The sequence below is a fragment of the Streptomyces sp. NPDC044106 genome (genome assembly GCF_056433985.1).
In genome coordinates this window covers 142,012-167,011 of sequence record NZ_JBWKFZ010000005.1, presented here as the reverse complement: position 1 = coordinate 167,011, position 25,000 = coordinate 142,012, and the positions used below count along the sequence as shown (strand labels likewise).

The following is a 25,000-nucleotide window of genomic DNA, read 5'->3' as shown; positions in this document are numbered from 1 at the left end:
CTACGGGGTGGGCGTTCCGCCCGGCTTGGCGCCGTCCCCGGGGCCGCTTCCGGTGTCGCCGGACGGAGTGGGCGTCGGGGTCGGCGGGGGCGTGGGGGTCGGGTCCGTCTTGGAACCGTCGTCCCCGGAGGAGCCGTTGTCCTGGTCCTTGTCGGGGTCGCTGCCCGTGCCCTTGCCCGGGTCGTCCTGCGATCCCGAGCCGTCGCCGGTGCCGTTGCCCGTGCCGCTGCCAGGCGTACGGCCGGTGCCGTCCGGGTCCTGCGTGGCGTCGCCGTCGCCCTTCCCCGAACCGTCACCCGTCCCGGGCGTGCCGTGCTCCGACGGCTGTACGGACGGCTCGTCGGCGGGCTCCGACGGCTTGTTCCGGGACGAGTTGTGTCCCGAGACGCCATTGCTGATCGTGGTGCCGTCGCCGCCGCTCAGGTCCTTTCCGGAGACCAGCTCGTACGTGGTGATCCCCGCCATGGAGACTCCGAAGACGACGGCCGCGGCGATCAACGGCCGCTTCCAGCTCCGGATCTGTGCGCGGTGGGTGGCGCCTTCGGTGAACTCGTCCGACGGGTGCGGGGGCGGGTGCGGGGGTTCGAAGGCCGTCGTCGGGGCCGGGTCCGGGGCCGGGGCCGGGTTCGCCGCGCGGAGCACGCGCGTGGCGTCGTCGCGCGCCTGCGCCCGCGTGGCGTCGACGGCCCCCAGCAGCTGGGTCCGCTCGGCGTCGGCGCCGGGTGCCGCGGAAGGCAGCACGGTCGTGGCGCCCTCGTCCCCCGCCGGGGGCGGCACCGTGGTGGGGTCCGTTCCGGCGGCGGGGAGCACCGTGGTGGGGTCGGCGTCCTCGATGGTCGGCAGCGGCGGGGCCGGCAGCAGCCTGGTCTCCGCCGCGTCGGCGCCCGGGTCCGCAGGCTGCGGTCTGCCCCACGTCGTGGTCACGGGCCCGGTGGCACCTGTGGCCCCCGTGTAGGCATGCGCCCTGAACGTCTCGGGCACCTGCGTCGCGGCCCGCACGGGGACCTGCCGCGCCTTCGGCTTGGCCTGCACCGTGACGTCGCGGATCTGCTCGCCCGTACGCTTGAAGAAATGCTGGAAGACGGTGCCGCCGCAGGTCGCGATCGCGCTCACGACGCCGGCGCCGAGGATCGTCCCGTAGACGCCGAGGTTCGAGGCGAGCTTCGCCGCCACGACCGCGGCCATGGCGCTTCCGGCCACCTGCGGCAGGCTCAGATCGAGGCGTCGCTTCTCGCTCGACTCCTCCTGGTCCTTGGACTCCTTGCCGTAATCCGGCTTTTCACGCATCTCCGACCCTTGCCTACCTTTCTCGACCGACTACACGAGACAGGGACGTATGGGGGAAGTGTTTAGTTCCGCTTCGGGACATTCCGTGAAGTGCGCCACCCGCGCGCGGGTGGGGTGGGACGGGGGCGAGGAGGGGCGGGCACCAACTCCCGTCCTCCATGAGAACTTCGGCGGCGCGGCGGTCCACCCGCGTGGCCCGAATGGAGTACTGTTGCGAGCCCTGGGTCCGGTCTCCCGCCAGGGTGCCCGGGGCCTTCCAGAACCGCCGGGTGGGGGGCTCGCTGCACAGGGTGACGAACGTCGTCACTTAGCGTTGCGAAACGGTAACCGTGCCATAACGGCGATCCGGGGCCCATGCCCGACACGCCGGGCAACTCGGCAAGGTTGTGGCAGGCTGCACCCGGGCAGGCCACACTCGACTAGCGGAAGCAGCGACGCACGTGACGTCGGCAGGCACCACCCGGGAGGTCCCCATGCCCGAACTGCGTGTCGTGGCCGTCAGCAACGACGGCACACGGCTGGTGCTGAAAGCTGCGGACAGCACGGAGTACACGCTTCCGATCGATGAACGGCTGCGTGCGGCCGTCCGCGGTGACAGGCCCCGACTCGGACAGATCGAGATCGAGGTGGAGAGCCACCTCCGACCGCGCGACATCCAGGCGCGGATACGCGCAGGCGCCAGCGCGGAAGAAGTGGCGCAGTTCGCCGGGATCCCCGTCGACCGCGTCCGCCGCTTCGAGGGCCCCGTGCTCGCGGAGCGCGCCTTCATGGCCGAGCGCGCCAGGAAGACCCCCGTGCGCCGCCCCGGTGAGAACACCGGACCCCAGCTCGGCGAGGCCGTGCAGGAGCGGCTGATGATGCGGGGCGTCGACAAGGACACCGTCCAGTGGGACTCCTGGCGCCGTGACGACGGCACGTGGGAGGTCCTGCTCGTCTACCGCGTCGCGACCGAACCGCACTCCGCGAGCTGGACGTACGACCCGCCCCGGCGGCTCGTCCAGGCCGTGGACGACGAGGCGCGTTCGCTGATCGGCGAGACGGACGACATCTCCGCGCCCGAGCCCAGCTTCCCGTTCGTGCCGCGCATCGCCCGGCTGCCCCGGGACCGTCCCGCGGACCGGCCGCTCGACCGTGCCCTGGAGCGTCAGCTGGACCGCCCGGGCATCCCCGCTCCCCCGGCCGATCCGCCGGAGGAGGGCGTCGGCGCGGGCGCCGCGGTCGCCGAACAGGAGCGTGACTCGCTGACCAGCCTCCTGGAGGCGGTGCCCAGCTTCCGCGGTGACATGGTCGTACCCGAGCGCCCCTCGGCCGCGACCACCACGGAACTGCCGCCGCCCGCCCAGGAGGAGCCCGAGCAGGAGCCGGACGCCGAAGAGCCCCCCGCGGCGTCGGCGGGCGCCGGCGCGGCCTACGCAGACGTGCTCATGCCCCGCTCGGTGGCAAGCCACCGCGACCGCCTCGTCGGCACCACGGACCGTCAGGCCGAGGCCGACGGCGTGCGTCCGGGCCGCCGCGCGGCGGTGCCCAGTTGGGACGAGATCGTCTTCGGCACACGGCGCAAGAAGCAGGAATAGCCCTAGGGAATCGTCCTTCTACGGAGAGGGGGCCCACACCTTGGTCGGTGTGGGCCCCCTCTCCGTAGCAGGCGGATAACGCCTCCCGCACTCCGGCGGCGGAGAACTCGGTGCCGCTACTGCGGGTCAGGTCCCGTCGCCACGGGCCGCGACGGGTCGGCCGACCACTGCGACCACGAACCGACGTACAGCGCGGCCGGAATCCCCGCCACCGCCAGCGCGAGCACCTCGTGGGCGCCGGAGACCCCCGAGCCGCAGTAGACGCCGATCTCCGAAGTCCCGGACGCCCCCAGCGCCTTGAAGCGGTCGGCGAGCTCGGCGGCGGGCTTGAAGCGGCCGTCCTCCGCGACGTTCTCCGTGGTCGGCGCCGACACCGCGCCCGGGATGTGACCGGCCACGCTGTCGATCGGCTCCACCTCGCCGCGGTAGCGCTCGGCCGCGCGGGCGTCCAGGAGCAGGCCGGAGCGGGCGAGGGCCGCGGCGGAGTCCGCGTCCAGCAGATCCGTGCTGTTCGGGGCCGGTACGAAGGAGCCCTCGGCCGGTGTCAGGCCCGGGCCCTCCTCCAACGGCCCGGTCCACAGGCCGATGCCGCCGTCCAGGACGCGGACGGACGCGTGTCCCGTCCAGCGCAGCATCCACCACAGGCGCGCCGCCGCCCAGTTCTGGCCACCGTCGTACACGACGACTTCCCGGTCCTCCGAGACCCCCGCCGCCCGCATCACGGCGCCGAAACGATCGACATCGGGCAGAGGATGCCGACCCCCGGCGCCCGCGGGGCCCGCCAGGTCGGCGTCCAGATCGACGAAGACAGCCGACGGAATGTGCGCTTCCTCGTACGCGGAACGCATCGAGCCCTGGTGCTGCCAGCGGACGTCGAGCAGGACCGGCGGGTTCTGGCCCGCCAGCTCGCCCGCGAGTTGGGATGCGGAGATGATGGGATTCATGGGTCCATCCTTGCGTACGGGGTGGCCGCGGGGCCAAGGTGCGGTTACCCTGCCGCCGGATCTCGCCCGAACACGGGCTGTACGGAACCAAGCACGCCCTGTACGAAGGACGGGCACCGCACGGCGACCGCGCGCCCACGGATGAGCACCCGGAAATCGGGCATCTTCCGCGGGAAGCCGGACAGCGCGGCGCGGTCGAACCGCGCGGCGGGGCGGGCGGTGCGAGCATCTGCACGGGCGCGAGTTGCGCGGCGCACGTGCGCGCATTCGAGAGTGTTAGCTGACCGGCCGTCATGGACGGCCGAGGAGAGGGTGACGATGACCGAGGCGCGGGCGAATGGGGTCCTACCTGGCGAGGACTCGGCGCAGTCCTTGGGGAAGGCGCGGCGCAACAGCGCGGGGACCGGCCGACGAGGGCCCGGCACGCCCTGCTGGGTGAGTCTGATGACGCATGACCTGACCGCGACCCAGGAGTTCTACGGAGCGCTCTTCGGCTGGGAGTTCCGGCCGGGCCCCCAGCAGCTGGGGCCGTACGTGCGGGCGATGCTGGACGGCCGCGAGGTGGCGGGCATCGGGCGGCTGCCGACCGACCGTCACCTGCCCATCGCCTGGACGACCTACCTGGCGACGGACGACGCGGACGCGACGGCGGACGCGGTACGGCAATGCGGCGGCACGCTCGGGGTCGGCCCGATCGACGCGGGCGAGGCCGGGCGGCTGGCCATCGCGTCCGACCCGGCGGGCGCGGTGTTCGGTATCTGGCAGGCCGCGGCCCACCTGGGTACGGCGGTGCTCGGCAGGCCCGGCACACCGGTCTGGAACGAGTTGGTGACCCGGGAGACCGTCGGCGTCCTCAAGTTCTACCAGTCCGTCTTCGGCTGCACCGAAGAGGCCGTCGTCTCGGCCGACTCCGATCATGTGACACTGCGCGTCGACGGCCGCCCGGTGGCCTCCGTACACGGTCTCGGCCAGGCCCTGCCGCGCGATCGCGGCCCGCACTGGATGACGTACTTCGAGGTCGCCGACGTCGACGAGGCGGTCGACCGGGTGGGCGAGCTCGGCGGCCATGTCATCGAGCCGGCCAAGACCGGTGATCATGGCCGGACGGCAACGGTCGCGGACCCCGAGGGCGCGGTCTTCGCGCTGGTGCACTCGCCCGACGCGGACTGATCCCGAGGGCATCGGGTAGTTCCCGCCGGGGACTTCGGCGGGAACTACCGCAGGAAATCCGGGAACATGTCAGGGCCGCCTTACGCGGAAGCGACTGGCAGCACGTCGGGAGACAGCGCCGCCGCACGCGCCGTCGCGCTCGTCAGCTGGTTGCGGTGGTGGCGGCGGCACAGGACCTCGTAGCCGACTTCCTCGGGTGACCGGTCGACGTCGCCCACCACGACCTGCTCGCCCTCGACCACCATCTGCCCGTCCACCGTCCTGGCGTTGTGCGTGGCCCGTGCTCCGCACCAACACATCGCCTCGACCTGCAACGTCTCCAGACGGTCCGCCAGTTCGATCAACCGCTGCGAACCGGGGAACAGCTTGGTGCGGAAGTCCGTGGTGATGCCGAACGCGAAGACGTCGAGGTCCAGATCGTCCACGACCCGCGCCAGCTGGTCGATCTGGTCCGGGGCCAGAAACTGTGCCTCGTCCGCGATCACGTAGTCGACCCGGCCGCCCCGCGACAGCTCCCCCACCACACGGCCGTACAGATCGAGACCGGGACGTGCCTCCACCGCGTCCGTCACCAGGCCAAGCCGCGAGGAGAGCTTGCCCTCCCCCGCACGGTCGTCACGGGCGAAGATCAGCCCCTGCAGCCCACGAGCGGAACGGTTGTGGACGATCTGCAAGGCCAAGGTCGACTTCCCGCAGTCCATCGTCCCGGAAAAGAACACCAGCTCGGACATGGGGAGTTGCGGACCTTTCAGGGGCGTACGGAGTGAGGAGAGTGGGTCAGGAGCGTACTTCGAGGAGCGGGACGAGCTGCTCGACGGGGGTCATGGAGCCGTGCATGCCCACAAGGGCGGACTCGTTTGGCTCGCGCTCCGAAGCGATGATCGCCGCGTCGTCGTGGGCGGCGGCGATCACGTCACCGAGGCGGTCGTACACACGTTGATCAATATGTGGACCGAACCAGCCCGCGGCGATCGCCTCGTCGCGGGAGGCCACCCAGAACTGCTCGCCGAGCACCTCGCGCCACACCGTCAGGACGTCGTTCTCGGCCCCCGGCACCGCGTAGACGTGCCGGGCACGGCCCTCTCCACCGAGGAGGGCGACTCCGGCGCGCAGCTCCCAGTCCTCGTCGAAGTCGATGCGGGACGCCTCGTCGAACGGGATGTCGATCATGCCGTGGTCCGCGGTGACGTACAGGGCGCTGCGCGGCGGCAGCTGTTCGGCGAGACGCTGGGCCAGCCGGTCGACGTACATCAGCTGACCGCGCCAGGCGTCGGAGTCGACCCCGAAGCGGTGGCCCTTGCCGTCGACTTCCGCGTAGTACGTGTACACCAGGGAGCGGTCCCCGGCGGCCAGTTGCTGCGCGGCGAGGTCCATGCGGTCCTCTCCGGAGAGCCTGCCGCGGAAGGAGCCGCCGCTGAGGGCGACCTTGGTCAGCGGCGTGTGCTCGAACGTCGGGGACGAGACCTGCGCGGTGTGCACACCGGCGGCGTGCGCCTGCTGGAAGACGGTGGGGTACGGCTGCCAGGCGTGCGGATCGGTCCACGGGTTCCAGCGGAGCTGGTTCATCAGCGCGCCGGTGGCCGGGTCCCGGACGGTGTAGCCGGGCAGGCCGTGGGCGCCGGGGGGCAGTCCCGTGCCGACCGAGGCGAGCGAGCTCGCCGTGGTGGCGGGGAAGCCCGCGGTGAGAGGCCGGCCCGTGCCGCCCCGCGAGCTCTGCAGCAACGACGCCAGGAAGGGCGCCTCGTCCGGGTGGGCCCTCAGCTGCTCCCAGCCGAGGCCGTCGATCAGGAAGACGCAGTTCCGGTCGGCCGGCGCGAGCTCGGCGATGGTTGGCGTGAAGCCGTCGACGCCCTGGTGGGCGACGAGCGTGGGCAGCAGGTCGGCCAGCGATCCGGAGCCGTAGGCGGGCACAGGTGCGGTGTCGAGGGAGAGCGGTTGTACGTCGTCCCAGGAGGGCAGGGACATCAGCGAGCGGTGTCCGCGGTCGCCTCGGACAGCGCCTGGGCGAAGGCGAGGGTCTGCCGTACGGTGTCGGGGCCGTCGCCCGCCTCGCTGACGCGGAGGCTGAGGTCGTCGGCGGTGGAGCTGCCCGTGTAGCCGTGATCGGCCTCGCAGTTGGGGTCGCCGCAGGCGGCGGGCTCCAGGTCGATGCGGGACACGGCGCCCCAGCCGATGGTCAGGACGACCTCGCGCGGCGGCGTCCCTGGCACGTACTTCTCGGGGTTGGCGACGACGCGGCTCACCACGACCGAGGAGATGCGGCCGATCTTGACCGACTCGGTGGAGGTCGTCGCGTACGGCGTCGGGGAGGTGCTGTCCGCCGCCTGCTCGTCGGTGTGGCTGACGATGAAGCGCGTGCCGGTCAGGACGAGGACGGTGACGTGCCTGCGCACTTCGTTGGCGTCGAACGTCGTCTCCTGGTGGACCAGGTACGACCCGATGGCCTCGCCGCCGATCGCGGCCTCCACCGCCTCGGCCACGAGGGCCGGGTAGTAGCCGCTGCGCTCGATCGCCGCGCGCAGCCCCTGGGTCGTCGTACCGGTCTTTGCCATGCCGTCCATCCTACGGCCCGGTGCGGGGCGCACGGTGCCCCGCGGGCGCCTCAGAGCCTGTCTTTGAACCCCCGTCTGCGCAGCGACGCCCGGCACGCGCCCTCGGCGCACGGAGTCCCAGGACAGGTGGCTCCGCCACATGACCTGGAACTCCGCACTCCGATCGCACGCTTCCCCAAGCTCTCGGCTCCGCTTGAGCAGGGGAGGCCCCAATCCGCCGCTGCGCCCGCGCTTCGCGCGGGCGACGGGGGTTCAAAGACAGCCTCTCAGTAGCCGGGAAGGGTGCGTGGGCCCAGGTCGTCGCGGGCCGGCGGGGGCGCGAGCCGGACGGAGGCGCCGAGCACGGAGAGGCCGCGCTGGGCGACGACGACGGGCTCCAGGGAGACGGCGACCACTTCGGGGTGGTCGTCGACGAGCCGGGAGACCCGCTGGAGCAGCTCTTCGAGGGCCGGGGTGTCGACGGGGGCCGAGCCGCGCCAGCCGAAGAGGAGCGGCGCGGTCCGGATGGATCTGACCAGGGAGACCGCCTCCCGGTCGGTGACCGGGATGAGCCGGTGCGCGGTGTCGCCGAGCAGCTCGGACGCGGCGCCCGCGAGGCCGAAGGAGAGCACCGCTCCGGCCGCCGGGTCGATGACCGCGCGTACGACCGTGTCGACACCGCGCGGCACCATGCCCTGCACCACGAGCCGCAGCTCGGCGGGCTTGCCGAAGAGGTCGGTCAGTTCCTGGTAGGCCCGGCGCAGTTGCTCCTCGTCGGCGAGGTCGAGGCGGACCCCGCCGAGGTCGGCGCGGTGGCGCAGGTGCGGGGCCGTGGTCTTCAGGGCCACCGGGTAGCCGATGGCCCGCGCGGCTTCGGCCGCCGCGTCGGGGCCGGGCGCGGGCAGCGCCTGCCGTACGCGGATGCCGTACCGCCCGAGCAGCTCGTGGGCGTCGTCGGGGGCGAGCGTGACACCGCGCGGGTCGCCGTCCTTGGCGAGCAGCTCCTCGATGCGCCCGGCGGCCCCGCTCTCGTCGATGTCGTCGTACTCGTGCACCCGGCCCGGCTCGGCCGCCTCGCGCCGCCACTGGGCGTACTTGACGGCTTCGGAGAGGGCGCGCACGGCGCGCTCGGCGGCGGGGTAGGCGGGGATGCGGTACTGGTCCGTGGGGTCGGCCGTGGCACCGGCGGGCGGAGCGGTGTGCGGCTCGGCCGTCCTGCCGCTTCCCGCCGAGCCCGACGCGCCCGCTGTGCCGCCCGCGGCGCCCCCTGTCCCGGCCGCGCCCGGCACGGGGACGGTCGCGTCGGGCCGGGTGCTGGTGGCGGCCGCCAGCGCCTCGGCGAGCCCGCCGAGCTCCACGTGGACCACGGCCACGGGTTTCGCGGGGCATCCCGCAGCCGCCGCCCGCAGCTCCGTGGCCAGCGTCCCGGGGTCGGTGGCCGCCCCGTCCTCGCCCACCCAGGGGATCGCGTTGACGATCACCGCGTCGCAGCCGTCGTCCGACAGCGCCTCGGCGAGCGCGGCCCGGAAGTCGGCGGGGACGGCGCCGGTCGTGAGGTCGCGGGGCGGCAGTGGCCGCAGGCCGTCGGCGACGCACGCGTCGTACGTGAGGAGGCCGAGCGACTCGGAGTTCCCGAGGATGCCCACGCGGGGCCCGGACGGCAGTGGCTGGCCCGCGAGGAGCAGCCCCGAGTCGACCATCTCGGTGACGGTGTCGACGCGGATGACGCCCGCCTGGCGCAGCAGCGCCGAGACCGTGGCGTGCGGCAGGCGGGTGGCCTGCACGGCGTGGCCGGTCGGCGCGATGCCGCTGTGCCGGGCGCCCTGGACGACGACGAGCGGCTTGGCGGTCGCCGAACGCCGTGCGAGGCGGGTGAACTTGCGCGGGTTGCCGATGGTCTCCAGGTACATCAGCGTGACGTCGGTGTCGGGGTCCTCGTACCAGTACTGGAGGAGGTCGTTGCCGGACACGTCCGCGCGGTTGCCGGAGCCGACGAACGTGGAGAGACCGGCGCCCCGCCGGTGCAGTCCGGAGAGCAGGGCGATGCCGATCGCGCCGGACTGGGTGAACAGACCGATGCGCCCGCGCGCGGGGGACTGCGGAGCGAGCGAGGCGTTGAGCCGTGTCTGCGGGGAGGTGTTGATCACGCCGAAGGCGTTCGGGCCGATGATCCGCATGCCGTACGACCGGGCCTGGCGGACCAGCTCGCGCTGGCGCTCGCGCCCCTCGGGGCCGCTCTCCCCGTACCCCGCCGAGAGCACCACGAGGCCCTGCACCCCGCGCTCACCGCACTCGGCGACGACCTGGGGGACCCGGTCGGCGGGCACGGCGATCACCGCCAGGTCCACCTGCTCCCCGATGTCGGCGACGGAGCGGTGCGCGGGCACTGCGTCGATAGCGGCGCCGGAGGTGCCATCAGCACCGGTCCCCTCCCCGACAGCACCGGTCCCCTCTCCGAACGCGCTGTTCACCGCGTACAGGCGGCCGGTGAAGCCGGATTCCTTGAGGTTGTGCAGGACGCTGCGGCCCACGCCGCCGGGGGCCCGGCCCACGCCGATCACCGCGACCGAGCCAGGCGTCAGGAGGCGCTGCACGGAGCGTCCCTCGGCGCGCTGTTCGCGGGCGCGCTGCACGGCGAGCGAGCGGTCCGTCGGCTCCAGGCCGAATTCCAGGCGGACGACGCCGTCCTCGAAGCTGCGCTTCTGCTGGTAGCCCGCGTCCGTGAACACCTTGATCATCTTGGTGTTGGCGGGCAGCACCTCGGCCGCGAACCGGCGGATGCCGCGCTCCCTGGCGACAGCCGCGATGTGTTCGAGGAGCGTGGAGGCGACGCCCCGGCCCTGGTGGGCGTCCTGTACGAGGAAGGCGACCTCGGCCTCGTCGGCGGGCGCGCTGGCGGCCATGCCGCGCTCGTCGATGCGGTCGTAGCGCACGGTGGCGATGAACTCGCCGCCCACCGTGGCCGCGAGCCCGACCCGGTCCACCTGGTCGTGGTGGGTGAAGCGGTGCACGTCCTTGGCGGAGAGGCGGGGGTAGGGCGCGAAGAAGCGGTAGTACTTCGACTCGTCGGACACCTGCTCGTAGAAGCTGATCAGACGGTCCGCGTCCTCGGCCGTGATGGGCCTGATCCGGGCGGTCCCCCCGTCGCGCAGCACCACATCGGCTTCCCAGTGGGAGGGGTAGTCGTGCCGATCCTGCTGATCCGACGCGGTCTGCATGGGGCCCAGGGTACGGGTCGCGCCGCCGTCGGGGCCGGGGCAGGCTAGGACGGGTCAAAGGCGGCCGGGAGCAGGACTTACGTCCGACAGAGCACCCGCGACGGCATGAGACACTGGTCTAGACAAGTGTGAGACACCTGGAAGGGCAGCAACACATGGCTGAGCGCCGCGTCAACGTCGGCTGGGCCGAGGGCCTTCACGCCCGACCCGCCTCCATCTTCGTCCGTGCGGCCACGGCCTCCGGCGTCCCCGTGACGATCGCCAAGGCCGACGGCAACCCGGTCAACGCCGCCTCGATGCTCGCGGTGCTCGGCCTGGGTGCCCAGGGTGGCGAGGAGATCGTGCTCGCCTCCGACGCCGAAGGCGCGGACGCCGCCCTCGACCGGCTGGCGAAGCTGGTCTCGGAGGGGCTCGAGGAGCTTCCGGAGACGGTCTAGGACACATTCCTGGAAAATGCGCCGATGGGGTCGCCCGGAATTCCGGGCGACCCCGTCGGCGTTTACGCGTGATGGATTGGCTCGCTCTTTGTATACGGCGTCTCCGTTAATTCCGGAGGCTCACCGTATTTACGGCATGTTGCGAATTCCTCACGCGCTCGGGTCCTGGCCGTCCCCCGTGACGCAGGCGGTGGGTGGCCGCCACCCGCGCGGCGTGCGCGGCGGTGAGCGCCCTGGCGCGCTCGGCGTCCCCGCGGGCGACCGCGTCCAGGACCTCGGCATGCTCGGACCAGGACTCGGCCGGCGCCGCCGGACGGTCGACGACGTACATCCAGGCGGTCTTCTGCCGGAGCTGGGTCAGCAGCGCGCTGAGGCCGGGGCTGCCGGACGCCTGGGCGAGCGTCTCGTGGAACCAGCCGCCCAGGGACCGCAGATCCTCCCCCTGGCCACTCCCGGCGCGCTCGCGGCCCATCCTGACGAGACCGCGCAGGACCTTGAGGTGGGCGTCCGTGCGGCGCTGCGCGGCGCGTGCCGCGGCGAGCGGTTCGAGCAGCGTCCGGACCTCGAGGAGGTCCGCCGCCTCCTGCTCCGTGGGCTCCGCGACACAGGCACCCGCATGTCTGCGGGTGACGACGAACCCCTCGGCCTCCAGGGTGCGCAGGGCCTCGCGGACCGGGACGCGCGAGACGCCGTAGCGGCGCGCGAGGAGGTCCTCGGTGAGCCGGCCGCCTCTTTCGTGGACACCGGCGACAATGTCGTTCCGAATGGCCGTGCATACCGAATGCGCGGGAACACGCATGACCGGACCTCCGCCTTCATCCCCGCGAAACGCGGTCGACCGACGCTCGTTCAGTGACTCTATTGCAGAGCGTCGGAATTTCCGACGGCGGTCCGGAATTCGTGGATATCTTTTGGCCAAGGGCCCTGCGAGGAGAGTTCCGGGGGTCCGGGGATGCGGAGGGGCGCAAGGACGAAAGCCCCGGCTCGGGAGGAGCCGGGGCTTTCGTGGAGTGCTGCGGGAGCCGTGCAGTCCGTCGCTCAGACGTTGACGCCGTGCGAGCGGAGGTAGGCGATCGGGTCGATGTCCGAGCCGTACTCCGGGCCGGTGCGGGCCTCGAAGTGGAGGTGCGGGCCGCTGGAGTTGCCGGTGGAGCCGGAGAGGCCGATCTGCTGGCCCGGGGTGACCGTCTGGCCGACGGTGACACCGAGGGACGACATGTGGCCGTACTGGGTGTACGTACCGTCGTTCATCTTGATGACCACGTTGTTGCCGTAGGCGCCGCCCCAGCCCGCCTCGACCACGGTGCCGGAGCCGACCGCGTGGACGGCGGTGCCGGACGCGGCATGGAAGTCGATGCCGGTGTGGCTGCCGGAGGACCACATGGCGCCGCCGGTCTGGTAACCCGTGGAGACGTACGAGCCCGCGACCGGGGCGACGTAGGTGTTCAGGCGCTTGCGCTCGGCCTCGCGGGCGGCGCGCTCCTTGGCCTTGCGCTCCTTCTCGGCCTTCGCCTTCGCCTCGGCCTCGGCCTTGCGCTTCTCCTCCGCGGCCTTCTTCTTGGCGGCCTCTTCGGCCTTCTGGGCGGCAGCGGCGTCGTCGGCGGCCTGGCGCTGCGCGGCGGCCTGCGCGTCGATGCTCTCGGCGAGCGAGTCGCCGACGGATATCGCCTGGGTGAGGCCGGTGTGCTCGACGGCCGCTTCGTCGGCGGCGGCCAGCGCGGGGGCGGCGAGGCCTCCGATGACACCGGTGGTGGTGAGCGCCGCGACACCGGCGACGTTCGCGGTGGTCCGCGTGAGGCGGCTCGGACGACGGTGCTTCCCGGTGGCACGGGTGAACGCCATGTGGCGGGTGATCCTTTCCTTCCCTCTCGCCTACCGGGTTAGCTGACGGGTTCGGAGCAGGAAGGTCTCCTACGGGTCCCTCACCTCGCGGCAAGGTGCCCGATTCACCCCAGGGGACATGTGGGTCCCCGGCTCCCCTGGCTCGCGCCGTACGGGGACTCGGCGATGACTGTCCGGTGCCGCGGATGCGGCGTGGTGCGCGACGAACAGCCGGACCGACGCTAAACGGGGCCTCTTTCAATCCACAAACAGAACGCGACTTTTGTAGCGCACGCCACACGGCAGACAGGCAACCACCATATGAATCCGGACATATGAGGACCCCGGCGGCCGAAGCGGTCGCCGGGGTCCCGAAATGTCCTGACTGTCACTCAGTCCACGCGGGCCTCACTCGGCCCGGGACCTCGCTCGGCCCGGAACCACACTCAGCCCGTGACCACGCTCACGTCGCCGATCCCGAGGGCCCTGACGGGCTCCTCGATCGTCGCGGCGTCCCCGACGAGGATCGTCACCAGGCGGTCCTCGGGGAAGGCGTTCACGACGGCCGCGGTGGCCTCCACGGTGCCGGTGTCGGCCAGCCGCCGGTACAGCTGCGCCTGGAAGTCGTCCGGCAGGTTCTGCTCGACCTGGTCGGCGAGCGTGGCCGCGACCGAGGCGGCCATCTCGTACTTGAGCGGGGCGACGCCCACCAGATTCTGCACGGCCACGTCGCGCTCGGCGTCGGTAAGGCCCTCGGCGGCGAGGGTGCGCAGCACCTTCCAGAGGTCCCCGAGCGCCGGCCCGGTGTTCGGGGTGTCCACGGAGCCGCTGATGGCGAGCATCGCGGCGCCCGTCCCGTCCGGCGCCGAACGCAGCACCTGGCTGAACGCCCGCACCCCGTAGGTGTATCCCTTCTCCTCGCGCAGCACCCGGTCGAGGCGGGAGGTGAGGGTGCCGCCGAGGCAGTACGTGCCGAGGACCTGGGCCGGCCAGACGCGGTCGTGCCGGTCGGCGCCGACGCGGCCGATCAGCAGCTGCGTCTGGACCGCTCCGGGGCGGTCCACGATGACGACGCGGCCGTGGTCGTCGGCGGTCACCTGCGGTACAGGGCGCGGCTCGCCCGCGGAGCCGGTCCAGGCGCCGACGGTGTCCTTGAGGACGGCGTCCAGGTCGATTCCGGTCAGGTCGCCGACCACGACGAGGGTGGCCGTGGCGGGCCTGACGTGCTTCTCGTAGAAGGCGCGCACCGCCGCCGAGTCGATGGCCGCGACCGTCTCCTCGCTGCCCTGGCGCGGACGGGACATGCGCGAGGTCGGCGGGAACAGCTGCTTGGAGAGCTCCTTGGCGGCGCGGCGCGCCGGATTGGCGGCCTCGTGCGGGATCTCGTCCAGGCGGTTGCGTACGAGCCGTTCGATCTCGCCGTCCGCGAAGGCGGGGGCCCGCAGGGCGTCGGCGAGCAGGCCGAGCGCCTTGGGGAGCCTGGAGACCGGGACCTCGAGGGAGACCCGCACGCCCGGGTGGTCGGCGTGCGCGTCGAGCGTGGCGCCGCAGCGGTCGAGCTCGGCGGCGAACTCCTCGGCGGAGTGCTTGTCAGTGCCCTCGTTGAAGGCCCTCGCCATGATCGTGGCGACGCCGTCGAGGCCTTCGGGCTCGGCGTCGAGCGGCGCTTCGAGGTGGATCTCGACGGCGACGACCTGCTGGCCGGGGCGGTGGCACCGCAGCACGGTGAGGCCGTTGGGCAGCGTGCCGCGCCGGGGTGCCGGGAAGGCCCAGGGCTTGGCCGCGCCCGCCTGGGGCTGTGGGTGGAACTGCATCGTCGTCGCGGCCTCGGTCACTTCGCCGCCTCCTCTTCCTCGGCGTACTCCATGCCCTTTTCGCCCTCTTCGCCTTCTTCGCCGTCGTCGGCGACGGTCACGGGTTCGTAGACGAGCACCGCGCGGTTGTCCGGTCGCAGGCGCGCCGCGGCGACCTCCTGGACCTCTTCCGCGGTGACGTCGAGGACGCGCTGCACGGCGGTCAGGGCGAGCTGCGGGTCGCCGAACAGGACGGCGTACCGGCAGAGTTCGTCGGCACGGCCCGCGACCGTACCGAGCCGGTCCAGCCACTCGCGCTCCAACTGCGCCTGGGCGCGCTCCATCTCCTCCGGAGTGGGGCCTTCCGCGGCGAGGCGGGCCAGCTCCTCGTCGACGGCGGCCTCGATGACGGGGACCTCCACGTCGCCGGAGGTCTTCACGTCCAGCCAGCCGAGCGAGGGCGCCCCCGCGAGGCGCAGCAGACCGAACCCGGCGGCGACGGCGGTGCGGTCACGGCGCACGAGGCGGTTGTACAGCCGGGAGGACTCGCCGCTGCCGAGGACGGTGAGGGCGATGTCGGCCGCGTCGCACGCGCGCGTGCCGTCCTCGGGGAGGCGGTAGGCGGCCATCAGGGCGCGGGCCGGCACATCCTCCTCGACGACCTCACGCAGCTCCTTGCCGATGCGCTCGGGCAGGGCGCCGTCGCGCGGCGGCTGCTTGCCGTCGTGGCCCGGGATCGAGCCGAAGTACTTCTCGATCCAGGCGAGCGTCCGCTCCGGATCGATGTCGCCGACGACCGAGAGGACGGCGTTGTTCGGCGCGTAGTACGTGCGGAAGAACGCGCGCGCGTCCTCCAGGGTCGCCGCGTCGAGGTCGGCCATGGAGCCGATCGGCGTGTGGTGGTAGGGGTGGCCCTCCGGGTACGAGAGGGCGGTCAGCTTCTCGAAGGCCGTGCCGTACGGGACGTTGTCGTAGCGCTGGCGGCGCTCGTTCTTGACGACGTCGCGCTGGTTGTCCATCGACTCCTCGTCGAGCGCCGAGAGCAGCGAGCCCATCCGGTCGGCCTCGAGCCACAGGGCCAGCTCCAGCTGGTGGGCGGGCATGGTCTCGAAGTAGTTGGTGCGCTCGAAGCTCGTCGTGCCGTTGAGCGACCCGCCCGCGCCCTGGACCAGCTCGAAGTGGCCGTTGCCGTGCACCTGCTTCGAGCCCTGGAACATCAGGTGCTCGAAGAGGTGGGCGAGGCCGGTAAGCCCCTTGACCTCGTGGCGGGAGCCGACGTCGTACCAGAGGCAGACCGCGGCGACCGGGGTCAGGTGGTCCTCGGAGAGCACCACGCGCAGGCCGTTGGCCAGCCGGTGCTCGGTCGCTGTCAGGCCGCCGGAGCCGGCCTCGGCTGTGGCCGTGTGACCCATGGGCATGTACGTCCCTTCGATCGCTGGATCATCGCTGGATCAGAACAATTGCTGCCAGTCCTGCCACTGTATGCAAGCGTGTCAGCACCTGACGAAGTTCCCGCTCCGCCCTCGGCGTAGTCACGTGTGACGCCCCCGGTGCACGGGTCGTGGTCTGCGATGTCAGTGGGACAGTCCACAATGGTCGGCGTCAGAACCCGCACATGTTGGTGAAGGAGCCGCAGCAGCGATGGCCCGCCGCAGCACGAAGACCCCGCCGCCCGACGACTCGTACGAGGAGAAGATCCTCGACATCGACGTCGTCGACGAGATGCAGGGCTCCTTCCTCGAGTACGCGTATTCGGTCATCTATTCCCGCGCCCTGCCGGACGCCCGCGACGGCATGAAGCCGGTGCACCGCAGGATCGTCTACCAGATGAACGAGATGGGCCTGCGCCCCGACCGCGGCTATGTGAAGTGCGCCCGCGTCGTCGGCGAGGTCATGGGTAAGTTGCACCCGCACGGCGACGCGTCGATCTACGACGCCCTGGTGCGCATGGCCCAGCCCTTCTCGATGCGCCTCCCCCTGGTGGACGGCCACGGCAACTTCGGCTCGCTCGGCAACGACGACCCGCCGGCCGCCATGCGGTACACCGAGTGCCGGATGGCCGACGCCACCTCCCTGATGACGGAGTCGATCGACGAGAACACCGTCGACTTCGAGCCGAACTACGACGGGCAGGAGAGGGAGCCGACCGCTCTCCCTGCGGCCTACCCGAACCTCCTGGTCAACGGCGCGTCCGGCATCGCGGTCGGCATGGCGACGAACATGCCGCCGCACAACCTCGGCGAGGTCATCGCCGCCGCCCGCCACCTGATCAAGCACCCCGGGGCCGACCTCGAGACCCTGATGAAGTACGTGCCGGGCCCCGACCTGCCCACGGGCGGCCGGATCGTCGGCCTGACCGGCATCAAGGACGCGTACGAATCGGGCCGCGGCTCCTTCAAGATCCGCGCCACGGTCTCCGTGGAGAACGTGACGGCGCGCCGCAAGGGCCTGGTCGTCACCGAACTGCCGTTCTCCGTAGGGCCCGAAAAGGTCATCTCCAAGATCAAGGACCTGGTCGGCTCGAAGAAGCTCCAGGGCATCGCCGACGTCAAGGACCTCACCGACCGCGCGCACGGACTGCGCCTGGTCATCGAGGTCAAGAACGGCTTCGTCCCGGAGGCCGTCCTTGAGCAGCTCTACAAGCTGACGCCCATGGAGGAGTCCTTCGGCATCAACAACGTGGCGCTGGTCGACGGCCAGCCCCTCACCCTCGGCCTCAAGGAGCTCCTTGAGGTCTACCTCGACCACCGGTTCAACGTGGTGCGCCGCCGCAGCGAGTTCCGCCGCGGCAAGAAGCGCGACCGCCTGCACCTGGTCGAGGGCCTCCTGGTCGCCCTCCTGGACATCGACGAGGTCATCCGCCTCATCCGCTCCAGCGACAACTCCGCCCAGGCCAAGGAGCGCCTGATCGGGCGCTTCTCGCTGAGCGACATCCAGACGCAGTACATCCTGGACACCCCGCTTCGCCGCCTGACCAAGTTCGACCGCATCGAGCTGGAGACCGAGCGCGACAAGCTCAACGGCGAGATCGACGAGCTGACCGGCATCCTCGACTCCGACGCGGAGCTTCGCAAGCTGGTCTCCGCCGAACTGGCCGCTGTGGCCAAGAAGTTCGGCACCGACCGGCGCACGGTGCTCCTGGAGTCGACGGGTTCCCCGGCCGCCACGGTCTCGCTGCAGGTGGCGGACGACCCGTGCCGGGTGCTCCTGTCGTCGACGGGCCTGCTGGCCCGTACGGCCAACGGCGAGCCCTTCGCCGACGGCGACACCAAGCGCGTCAAGCACGACGTGATCGTCTCCGCGGTGCCCGCGACGGCGCGCGGCGAGGTGGGCGCGGTCACTTCCGGAGGGCGGTTGCTGCGCCTCTCCGTGGTGGACCTTCCCCAGCTGCCGGAGACGGCCGCCGCGCCCAACCTCTCCGGAGGGGCGCCCGTCTCCGAGCTGCTCTCCCTGGAGAAGGACGAGAAGCTGATCTGCCTGATGACGCTCGACGAGTCCTCGCCGGGTCTCGCGCTCGGCACCGAGCAGGGCGTCGTCAAGCGCGTGGTCCCCGACTATCCGTCGAACAAGGAGGAGTTGGAGGTCATCACCCTCAGGGAAGGTGACCGGATCGTCGGCGCGGCCGAGCTGCGCACCGGCGAGGAGGACCTGGTCTTCATCACGGACGACGCCCAGCTCCTGCGCTACCAGGCCTCGGTGGTGCGTCCCCAGGGGCGTCCCGCCGGAGGCATGACGGGCATCAAGCTCGCCGACGGTGTGAAGGTCATCTCCTTCTCGGCGGTGGATCCGGCGGTGGAGGCGGTCGTCTTCACGGTGGCTGGTTCGCGCGGCACCCTCGACGACTCGGTGCAGACGACGGCCAAGCTCACGCCGTTCGACCAGTACCCGCGCAAGGGGCGCGCCACCGGCGGTGTCCGCGTCCAGCGCTTCCTGAAGGGCGAGGACTGCCTGAGCTTCGCCTGGGCGGGCCCGACACCGCCGCACGCGGCCCAGCGGAACGGGGCCCCGGCCGAGCTGCCGGAGATCGACCCGCGCCGCGACGGTTCGGGCGTCTCGCTCGCGAAGCCGGTGGCCGCGGTGGCCGGGCCGGTGTGAGACGGGCTCTGGATCCCTAGGGTTCCTCGTCCGGCTCCTGGACGTAGCGCAGTACGCCCCACATGCCCCGCTCGTCGGCGTGTGGGGCGTACTCGCGACAGGCCTCGAGCTCCTTCTCCAGAGCCGGTACGTCGATGCCGGAGCCGATGAGCACCAGCTGGGTCAGGCGCGGCTCGTCCGGAGCCCACGGCTGCGGGTAGAAGCGCAGGAACCGCCCCACGGCATGCACCTCGTACCGGTTCAGCGGGTCGGCGGCGCCGAAGTCGACGTACCCCTTGATGCGGTAGAGCCCTTCGGGCCTGCTGTCGAGCAGGGCCATCAGAGGGCGCGGCCCCAGGGGCGCCTCTGAGGTGAAGGAGAGGCTCTCGTAGCCGGAGTGCAGGTGGCCGTGGTGGGCTCGGTCGTCGGCACCAGTGCCGCTGTCGGTGCCGGCGCCGTCCCGCAGGTCGTCGAAGGAGAGCTGCCCGACCCTCTCCCCCGCCGGCGCACGGTCGAAGAGCAGCTCCACGTCGACGCGGCCGTACGAGGCGGCGACGACGGCCGCACGCCCCGCGAGCCCGCGGACGGCGTCGAGGACGCGCTCACGTTCCGCGTCGGGCACCCGGTCGGCCTTGTTGACCACGACGAGGTCGGCGATGCCCAGATGCCGGTCCACCTCGGAATGGCGCTCCCTGGTGGCGTCGAACTCCGCGGCGTCGACGACCTCGACGAGCCCCCCGTACACGATGTGCGGGTTCTCGCTGGCGAGGACCATCTTGACCAGTTCCTGGGGTTCCGCAAGGCCGCTCGCCTCGATGACGATGACGTCGATCCGCGCGGCGGGTCCTGCGAGCCGCTCCAGGTACTCGTCGAGTTCACTCGCGTCCACGGCGCAGCACAGGCATCCGTTGCCCAGCGAGACGGTCGAGTCGCCGAGCTGCCCGGCGACCGCCATGGCGTCGATCTCGATCGAACCGAAGTCGTTGACGATCGCACCGATCCGGCTGCCGCCGCTGCGGTGCAGCAGATGGTTGAGCAGGGTCGTCTTGCCCGAACCCAGAAAACCGGCCAGGACGACGACCGGGATCTGCTGCTTGTTCAACGCTGACCTCTCGTGTCGACGCTGGTACGGGCGGCGGCGGAGCCCGTACGACGAAGGGGACCGCCCCAGGATAGGCGGGCGTGGCCGGGCCGCGAAGTGAACGATTGTTAGCGGCGCTCGCGGGGCACACGTCAGGCACGGCGCCGGGATGTGCGACCCCTGCTTCCTTCCGTGCGCCTCCTCTCCGCCTCCCCGCCGATCAGAGCCGCTCGGCACCCTGGGAGACGGCAAGCGCACCGCCCACCGCTCGCCGGTCCGCTCCCCGTCGACCCGCATCCGACGACCGGCGGACGGTCGCCGATTCGGGGGTTGACATGGCCACACAGAAGATGTCGATACGGGGGGTGGGTCCGGCCGCGGTGGCGGGGCTCTCATTCGTAACAGGAACGTTCATGCTGCTCTGGTCCAAGGGGCGGCGTCATTCGGCCCACCTCGCGCGACGCGAGCGCCAGGCCGCCGAGCGTGAACGCGCGGCCCTGGCCCTCCAGCGGCGCAACGCGGCGCTCGCCGAACAGCACCGGCTCCACTTCGACCTGCTCTGCAAGGCGATGGGGGACACCGCGCTGGCCGCGGTCCTGGACACGTACGACGAGAGCGTGCCACCCGAGCGGCAGCGGCAGTTCCTCTTCGCCAACACGCTCTACATCAACGCGCTGCACGCCCATCGCATCGGCGCGACGACCCTTCAGGAGTTGTATGGACACCTTCGGGTGATGTGCCAGAACCCGATCTTCCGCGAATTCTGGGAGGCCACCCGGCACCATCGCGCGAGCCTGGATTACGCGTCCGACGAGGCCAAGGTGGGGCGCGTGGTGGACCGGCTGGCCGAGGAGCTGGACAACGCCGAGACGGAGCGGTGGTGGGTGGTGGGCGAACCTCCCACCGAGTAGGGCCAGTTGGATTACTTCAAGCCAACATCACCAGCATCGCCCGGTACGCTGGCCCCGTTTTCACCTCTCTGACCCCAAGGACCGGGATCACATTGAAGATCGTGCGCCGCATCGGTGTGCCTCCGCGCGAGCGGGGCAGCCAGACGGGGCAGACCTGCCCCGACATTTTCGAACTCACCGACGGCAACTTCGCAGTGATCGGGACGGACAGGACCGACACGCTCGACAGCGAGCTGCCCGCCGATGCGGCACGAGCCGACTACGAACGCATCGTCGTGATCAGCAGGGAGACCCTGGTCCGCGCCAGGGTGGACATCCCGGAGGCGTGAGCCGGACGCAGGCGTCCGGCTCCTCCGTGGCGTGGAGGTTGCATGACCTCCACGCCGAAGGGCGCCTAAGAGGCGTGATCGGTTAGCGCGCGACGCCTGCCGTCGGCACCGGAGCCGGTGCGGCCGCCCCCACGTACCGCGCCGCCGGCCGAATGATCTTCGAATCCCTCGCCTGTTCCAGGATGTTGGCGCTCCAGCCGACCACGCGCGCGGACGCGAACGTCGGCGTGAACATCTCGCGGGGCAGCCCGCAGAGCTCCATGACGACACCGGCGTAGAACTCCACGTTCGTGTGCAGCTCCCGTCCCGGCTTCAGCTCCGCCAGGATCGCCTCGACGCGCCGCTCGACCTCGACCGCGAACTCCACCATGCCGCCGCCGAATTCCTCGGCGATGCCTCGCAGCATGCGCGAGCGCGGGTCCTCGGTGCGGTAGACGGGGTGCCCGAAGCCCATGATGCGGTCGCCCGCGAGGACCCTCTCGCGGATCCAGCCGTCGATGCGGTCGGGGGTGCCGATCGCGTCAAGGGTGTCCAGGGCGCGGCTCGGCGCGCCGCCGTGCAGCGGGCCGGAGAGCGCACCGACCGCGCCGACCAGGCAGGCCGCCACGTCCGCGCCGGTCGATGTGATGACCCGGGCGGTGAACGTTGACGCGTTGAACCCGTGGTCAATGGTCGAGATCAAGTATTGCTCGATCGCCCGGGCGCGCGCGGGTTCGGGCTCCGAACCGGTGAGCATGTAGAGGTAGTTGGCGGCGTACGACAGGTCGTCGCGCGGTTCCACGGGATCGAGCCCCTGCCCGAGCCGGTACAGCGCGGTGAGCAGCGTCGGTACCACGGCGGACGCGGCCAGTGCGTCCGTGCGGCGCCGGTCGTCGTCGATGTCGTACACCGGTCGGAAGCCCTTCGACGCCCCGAACAGCGACAGTGCGGTGCGCAGCCCGGAGAGTGGACCCGACAGCACACCGGCGCGGGCGACGTCGGGCAGCGCCTCACGCACCTCGTCGGGCAGGTGACGCAGCGACGCGGTGTGCGCGGCGAACGCGGCGCCCTGCACGGCGTCCGGCAGCTCGCCGTGGAACATCAGGTGCCATACGTCCTCGAAGCTGCGCTTCTGCGCGAGCTCGACGGCGGAGTACTGGCGGTAGTGGTAGAAGCCCTCGTGTCCCCGGACGTCCCCGAGTGCGGTCTCGGTGACGACGACGCCCGCGAGTCCTCGTGGGACCTCTACGGGTTCGGCGGGGGTGGCAGTGGAGCCATTGATCGGCATGTTCTTCCTCGACTTCCTCCCTGGACTTGATTGGACTGTCCATGCTTGACTCAAGTTCTGTCAATATTGATTGAATCAATATGCCCATGCAGTTGTCGCGATGGGGATACGGTGACGCCCATGACGGATCAAGGAACCACGCACGGAGACCGGCGACTGAGCACCAAGGAGGCCGCCGAGGCCCTCGGCGTGAAGCCCGAGACCGTGTACGCGTACGTGAGCCGAGGCCTGCTCAGCAGCCGTCGCGGCCCGGGAGCGCGGGGAAGCACGTTCGACGCCAAGGAGGTCGAGGCGCTGGCCCGCAGGAACAGGCGGGAGCCGGCCGCGCCGACCAGCGGCAACGAACTCTCCGTACGCACCCGCATCACGCTCATCGACAAGGACCGCTACTACTACCGCGGTGTCGACGCGACGGAGCTCGCCCTCAACCATTCCTACGAAGAGGTCGCCGAGTGGCTCTGGACCGGCGTCCTGCACCGCGGCACCGCTTTCACCGCCCCCAAGGAAACCGTCGCCGCGGCCCGTCGCGCGGTCAACGCACTGCCCCAGCACAGCGGTCCGACCGACCGGCTGCGCGTCGCGGCCGTCTCCGCCGCCGCCGCCGACCCGCTCCGGTTCGACCTCTCCGAAGAGGCGGTGATCGGCACCGGACGCACCTTGATCCCCACCCTCGTGGCCGCTCTCCCGCCGGTCCTGTCCGGTCACCGTGACGAAGGCCCCCTGGCCCGCCGCCTCTGGGCACGCCTGACCGGCACGAAGCCCGGCGAGGCCGCGTTGCACGCGCTGGACACGGCCCTCGCGCTGCTCGTCGACCACGATCTCGCCGCGTCGACGCTCGCCGTCCGGGTCGCCGCCTCGGCGCGCGCCCACCCCTACGCCGCGGTGTCGGCCGGGCTCGGCGTCCTGGAAGGCCCTCTGCACGGCGCGGCGAGCGGCCTCGCCCACCGCATGCTGCTCGACGTGCTCGATCGCGGCAGCGCGGCCCCCGTCGTCGCCGACGAGCTCCGCGCCGGGCGCCGCATTCCCGGGCTCGGCCACCGCCTCTACCCGGGCGAGGACCCGCGCGCGCAGGCGCTGTTCGCCCTCCTGGAGGCGCTGCCGAAGGCCCGGCCCGCCCTCGCCGCGGCCCGTGACGTGGTGGCCACCACCGCCCGCCACACCGATCTGCGGGCCAACGTCGACCTCGCGCTGGCCGTCCTCACGGTCTCCACGGGGATGCCGGCGGAGGCGGGCGAGACCGTCTTCGCGGTGGCGCGCACGGCGGGCTGGATCGCGCACGCCCTGGAGGAGTACGGCGAGCGCCCGCTGCGCATGCGCCCCAGCGGCCAGTACGTCGGCCTGCGTCCGCCCCAGCCGATGCCGTCCCCGGCATCCTGACTCGGGCCCAGGCTCTTCCGTCCCCGCCGAGGCGTGAATCAGCGGGGAGGCCGCGGGTTAGGCTCACCTGCGTGAGTACGTGCGCGACCGCCTCGCGGGACCTGGACGAGCCTCTCGCGGGCACCGCGGCCACCGCAAGGACATGGCTTCTGCTGGAGCAACCGGGCCCTTGGGGCGCCAAGGCGCTCAGGTCCAGCCATCTCGACCCGGAGGTCGGCCGCGCCCTGGAGTCGGCCGCCGAGGGAACCGGCGTACGCGTCGCCCTCATCCGCCGCCCCGGCCGCCACGCGGACCGGCACGCGCCGACGAGGCAGCAGGTGTACGTGGGGCACACCGCCCCCGGTCGCACCTGGCTGCGCGGCGCGGCGACCGAGGACCCGCGCCGGCTCCTCGAACTCGACTTCGCGGCCCTGGGCGCCGGAGACCACGGCGACTTCGGCACCCCGCACACCGGCGCCCCGCTCGCGCTCGTCTGCACCAACGGCAAACGCGACCGCTGCTGCGCCCTGCTCGGCAGGCCCCTCGCCGCCCAGCTGGCCGCCTCGGGTGAGGAAGAGGTCTGGGAAATCACTCATCTGGGTGGCCATCGCTTCTCCCCCACGCTGCTCGTGCTGCCCCACGGATATGCGTACGGCCGGGCGCACGCGTCCGGCGTCAAGGAGATCCTCGCCGCGGCCCGCACAGGCCGCGTCGTCATCGAGGGCTGCCGGGGGAACTCCGCCTGGGAGCGCCCCGGACAGGCCGCCGAACTCGCGGTGCGCCGAGCGACCGGCGAGTACGCGACGGGAGCCCTGGACGTCGTCCGTACGGACGGCACGGGCCCGCGCTGGGAGGTGACCGTCGCGCACACCGACGGCCGCCAGTGGCGGGTCGCCGTCACGCGGGGGGCCTCACTGCCGCCGCGCCCGGAGAGCTGCGGCGCGGCCATCGGGTCACCCGCGCGGATGGACGTCACGGCGGTGCGGGCGGTCCAGGAGGGGGCGGACGGGAGCCCGTCGCCGGACGCGCTCTAGGGCAGCCCCGCGCTGTACGGACGTCCTTGGCCGGGCGCTGCTTGGTCACGGGGCCTCCGGTAGGGCGGGCTCCGGATGCGGGCACCGGCTCCGGCCGCTGCTCCGGCACCGGCCCCGACCCCGCGCCGCCCCGCCCCGCCCCGCCCCGCTACGAGATCCCCGCCACAGTGACT

General features: G+C 71.9%; 20 protein-coding genes and 1 riboswitch. Of the genes, 8 read left to right on the top strand and 12 right to left on the bottom strand.

The window, feature by feature from the left end; all coding sequences use genetic code 11:
* Entirely contained in the window at nt 1-1,287 is a 1,287-nt protein-coding gene (locus AC07DI_RS10385; protein WP_478903609.1) for a hypothetical protein, read from the bottom strand.
* Nucleotides 1,288-1,760: 473 nt separating this feature from the next.
* Here AC07DI_RS10385 and sepH point away from each other — a divergent pair, with 473 nt between their 5' ends.
* Entirely contained in the window at nt 1,761-2,861 is a 1,101-nt protein-coding gene (gene sepH / locus AC07DI_RS10380; RefSeq protein WP_384260118.1) for a septation protein SepH, read from the top strand.
* 116 nt (nt 2,862-2,977) lie between these two features.
* Here the strand turns inward: sepH and AC07DI_RS10375 are convergent, their stop codons facing one another.
* Nucleotides 2,978-3,805 carry a sulfurtransferase gene (locus AC07DI_RS10375; RefSeq protein WP_478903607.1) on the bottom strand — a complete coding sequence of 276 codons (828 nt, stop codon included), beginning with the start codon at nt 3,803-3,805 and terminating at the stop codon, nt 2,978-2,980.
* 444 nt (nt 3,806-4,249) lie between these two features.
* Here AC07DI_RS10375 and AC07DI_RS10370 point away from each other — a divergent pair, with 444 nt between their 5' ends.
* On the top strand, nt 4,250-4,975 hold the full coding sequence (locus AC07DI_RS10370; protein WP_478903605.1) for a VOC family protein: 726 nt from the start codon (nt 4,250-4,252) through the stop codon (nt 4,973-4,975).
* Nucleotides 4,976-5,055: 80 nt separating this feature from the next.
* On the opposite strand, the gene AC07DI_RS10365 is transcribed toward AC07DI_RS10370, so the two are convergent.
* The 4 genes from AC07DI_RS10365 to AC07DI_RS10350 all read right to left on the bottom strand — a co-directional run bounded on the left by AC07DI_RS10365 (nt 5,056) and on the right by AC07DI_RS10350 (nt 10,724).
* Nucleotides 5,056-5,706, bottom strand: a complete 651-nt coding sequence (locus AC07DI_RS10365; protein ID WP_384260124.1) for a thymidine kinase — start codon at nt 5,704-5,706, stop codon at nt 5,056-5,058.
* A gap of 46 nt (nt 5,707-5,752) precedes the next feature.
* Complete coding sequence (locus AC07DI_RS10360) at nt 5,753-6,940, bottom strand: alkaline phosphatase family protein (protein WP_384260126.1); 1,188 nt, start codon at nt 6,938-6,940, stop codon at nt 5,753-5,755.
* A complete protein-coding gene (locus tag AC07DI_RS10355; protein ID WP_268773899.1) occupies nt 6,940-7,527 on the bottom strand; it encodes a DUF5998 family protein in 588 nt (195 codons plus the stop codon). Before AC07DI_RS10355 ends, AC07DI_RS10360 begins: the two co-directional genes overlap by 1 nt.
* Before the next feature lie 266 nt (nt 7,528-7,793).
* A complete protein-coding gene (locus AC07DI_RS10350; RefSeq protein WP_478903601.1) occupies nt 7,794-10,724 on the bottom strand; it encodes a bifunctional acetate--CoA ligase family protein/GNAT family N-acetyltransferase in 2,931 nt (976 codons plus the stop codon).
* Between the two features lie 155 nt (nt 10,725-10,879).
* On the opposite strand from AC07DI_RS10350, the gene AC07DI_RS10345 reads away from it, so the two are divergent.
* Nucleotides 10,880-11,161, top strand: a complete 282-nt coding sequence (locus AC07DI_RS10345; protein ID WP_138962230.1) for an HPr family phosphocarrier protein — start codon at nt 10,880-10,882, stop codon at nt 11,159-11,161.
* A gap of 106 nt (nt 11,162-11,267) precedes the next feature.
* Here AC07DI_RS10345 and AC07DI_RS10340 read toward each other — a convergent pair whose 3' ends face one another.
* The 4 genes from AC07DI_RS10340 to AC07DI_RS10325 all read right to left on the bottom strand — a co-directional run bounded on the left by AC07DI_RS10340 (nt 11,268) and on the right by AC07DI_RS10325 (nt 16,193).
* Nucleotides 11,268-11,960 carry a GntR family transcriptional regulator gene (locus AC07DI_RS10340; RefSeq protein WP_478903599.1) on the bottom strand — a complete coding sequence of 231 codons (693 nt, stop codon included), beginning with the start codon at nt 11,958-11,960 and terminating at the stop codon, nt 11,268-11,270.
* 239 nt (nt 11,961-12,199) lie between these two features.
* Nucleotides 12,200-13,003, bottom strand: coding sequence for a M23 family metallopeptidase (locus AC07DI_RS10335; RefSeq protein ID WP_478903598.1), 804 nt, complete (start codon nt 13,001-13,003; stop codon nt 12,200-12,202).
* Nucleotides 13,004-13,015: 12 nt separating this feature from the next.
* A riboswitch (cyclic di-AMP (ydaO/yuaA leader) is annotated at nt 13,016-13,178 on the bottom strand.
* A 250-nt stretch (nt 13,179-13,428) separates the two neighbouring features.
* Nucleotides 13,429-14,817, bottom strand: coding sequence for a M16 family metallopeptidase (locus AC07DI_RS10330; protein WP_478903596.1), 1,389 nt, complete (start codon nt 14,815-14,817; stop codon nt 13,429-13,431).
* A complete protein-coding gene (locus tag AC07DI_RS10325; RefSeq protein WP_478903595.1) occupies nt 14,814-16,193 on the bottom strand; it encodes a M16 family metallopeptidase in 1,380 nt (459 codons plus the stop codon). Before AC07DI_RS10325 ends, AC07DI_RS10330 begins: the two co-directional genes overlap by 4 nt.
* 223 nt (nt 16,194-16,416) lie before the next feature.
* Here AC07DI_RS10325 and AC07DI_RS10320 point away from each other — a divergent pair, with 223 nt between their 5' ends.
* Complete coding sequence (locus AC07DI_RS10320; protein ID WP_478903593.1) at nt 16,417-18,870, top strand: DNA gyrase/topoisomerase IV subunit A; 2,454 nt, start codon at nt 16,417-16,419, stop codon at nt 18,868-18,870.
* 16 nt (nt 18,871-18,886) lie between these two features.
* On the opposite strand, the gene AC07DI_RS10315 is transcribed toward AC07DI_RS10320, so the two are convergent.
* On the bottom strand, nt 18,887-19,951 hold the full coding sequence (locus AC07DI_RS10315; RefSeq protein WP_478903592.1) for a CobW family GTP-binding protein: 1,065 nt from the start codon (nt 19,949-19,951) through the stop codon (nt 18,887-18,889).
* 392 nt (nt 19,952-20,343) lie between these two features.
* On the opposite strand from AC07DI_RS10315, the gene AC07DI_RS10310 reads away from it, so the two are divergent.
* Both AC07DI_RS10310 and AC07DI_RS10305 read left to right on the top strand, forming a co-directional pair.
* Complete coding sequence (locus AC07DI_RS10310; RefSeq protein WP_478903590.1) at nt 20,344-20,841, top strand: DUF6082 family protein; 498 nt, start codon at nt 20,344-20,346, stop codon at nt 20,839-20,841.
* A 92-nt stretch (nt 20,842-20,933) separates the two neighbouring features.
* On the top strand, nt 20,934-21,170 hold the full coding sequence (locus AC07DI_RS10305) for a hypothetical protein (protein ID WP_384257250.1): 237 nt from the start codon (nt 20,934-20,936) through the stop codon (nt 21,168-21,170).
* 82 nt (nt 21,171-21,252) lie between these two features.
* Here AC07DI_RS10305 and AC07DI_RS10300 read toward each other — a convergent pair whose 3' ends face one another.
* Complete coding sequence (locus AC07DI_RS10300; protein WP_478903588.1) at nt 21,253-22,437, bottom strand: citrate synthase/methylcitrate synthase; 1,185 nt, start codon at nt 22,435-22,437, stop codon at nt 21,253-21,255.
* A gap of 120 nt (nt 22,438-22,557) precedes the next feature.
* On the opposite strand from AC07DI_RS10300, the gene AC07DI_RS10295 reads away from it, so the two are divergent.
* Complete coding sequence (locus tag AC07DI_RS10295; protein WP_384257255.1) at nt 22,558-23,814, top strand: citrate synthase family protein; 1,257 nt, start codon at nt 22,558-22,560, stop codon at nt 23,812-23,814.
* A 71-nt stretch (nt 23,815-23,885) separates the two neighbouring features.
* Nucleotides 23,886-24,827, top strand: coding sequence for a sucrase ferredoxin (locus AC07DI_RS10290; RefSeq protein WP_478903587.1), 942 nt, complete (start codon nt 23,886-23,888; stop codon nt 24,825-24,827).
* Nucleotides 24,828-25,000: the final 173 nt, after the last annotated feature.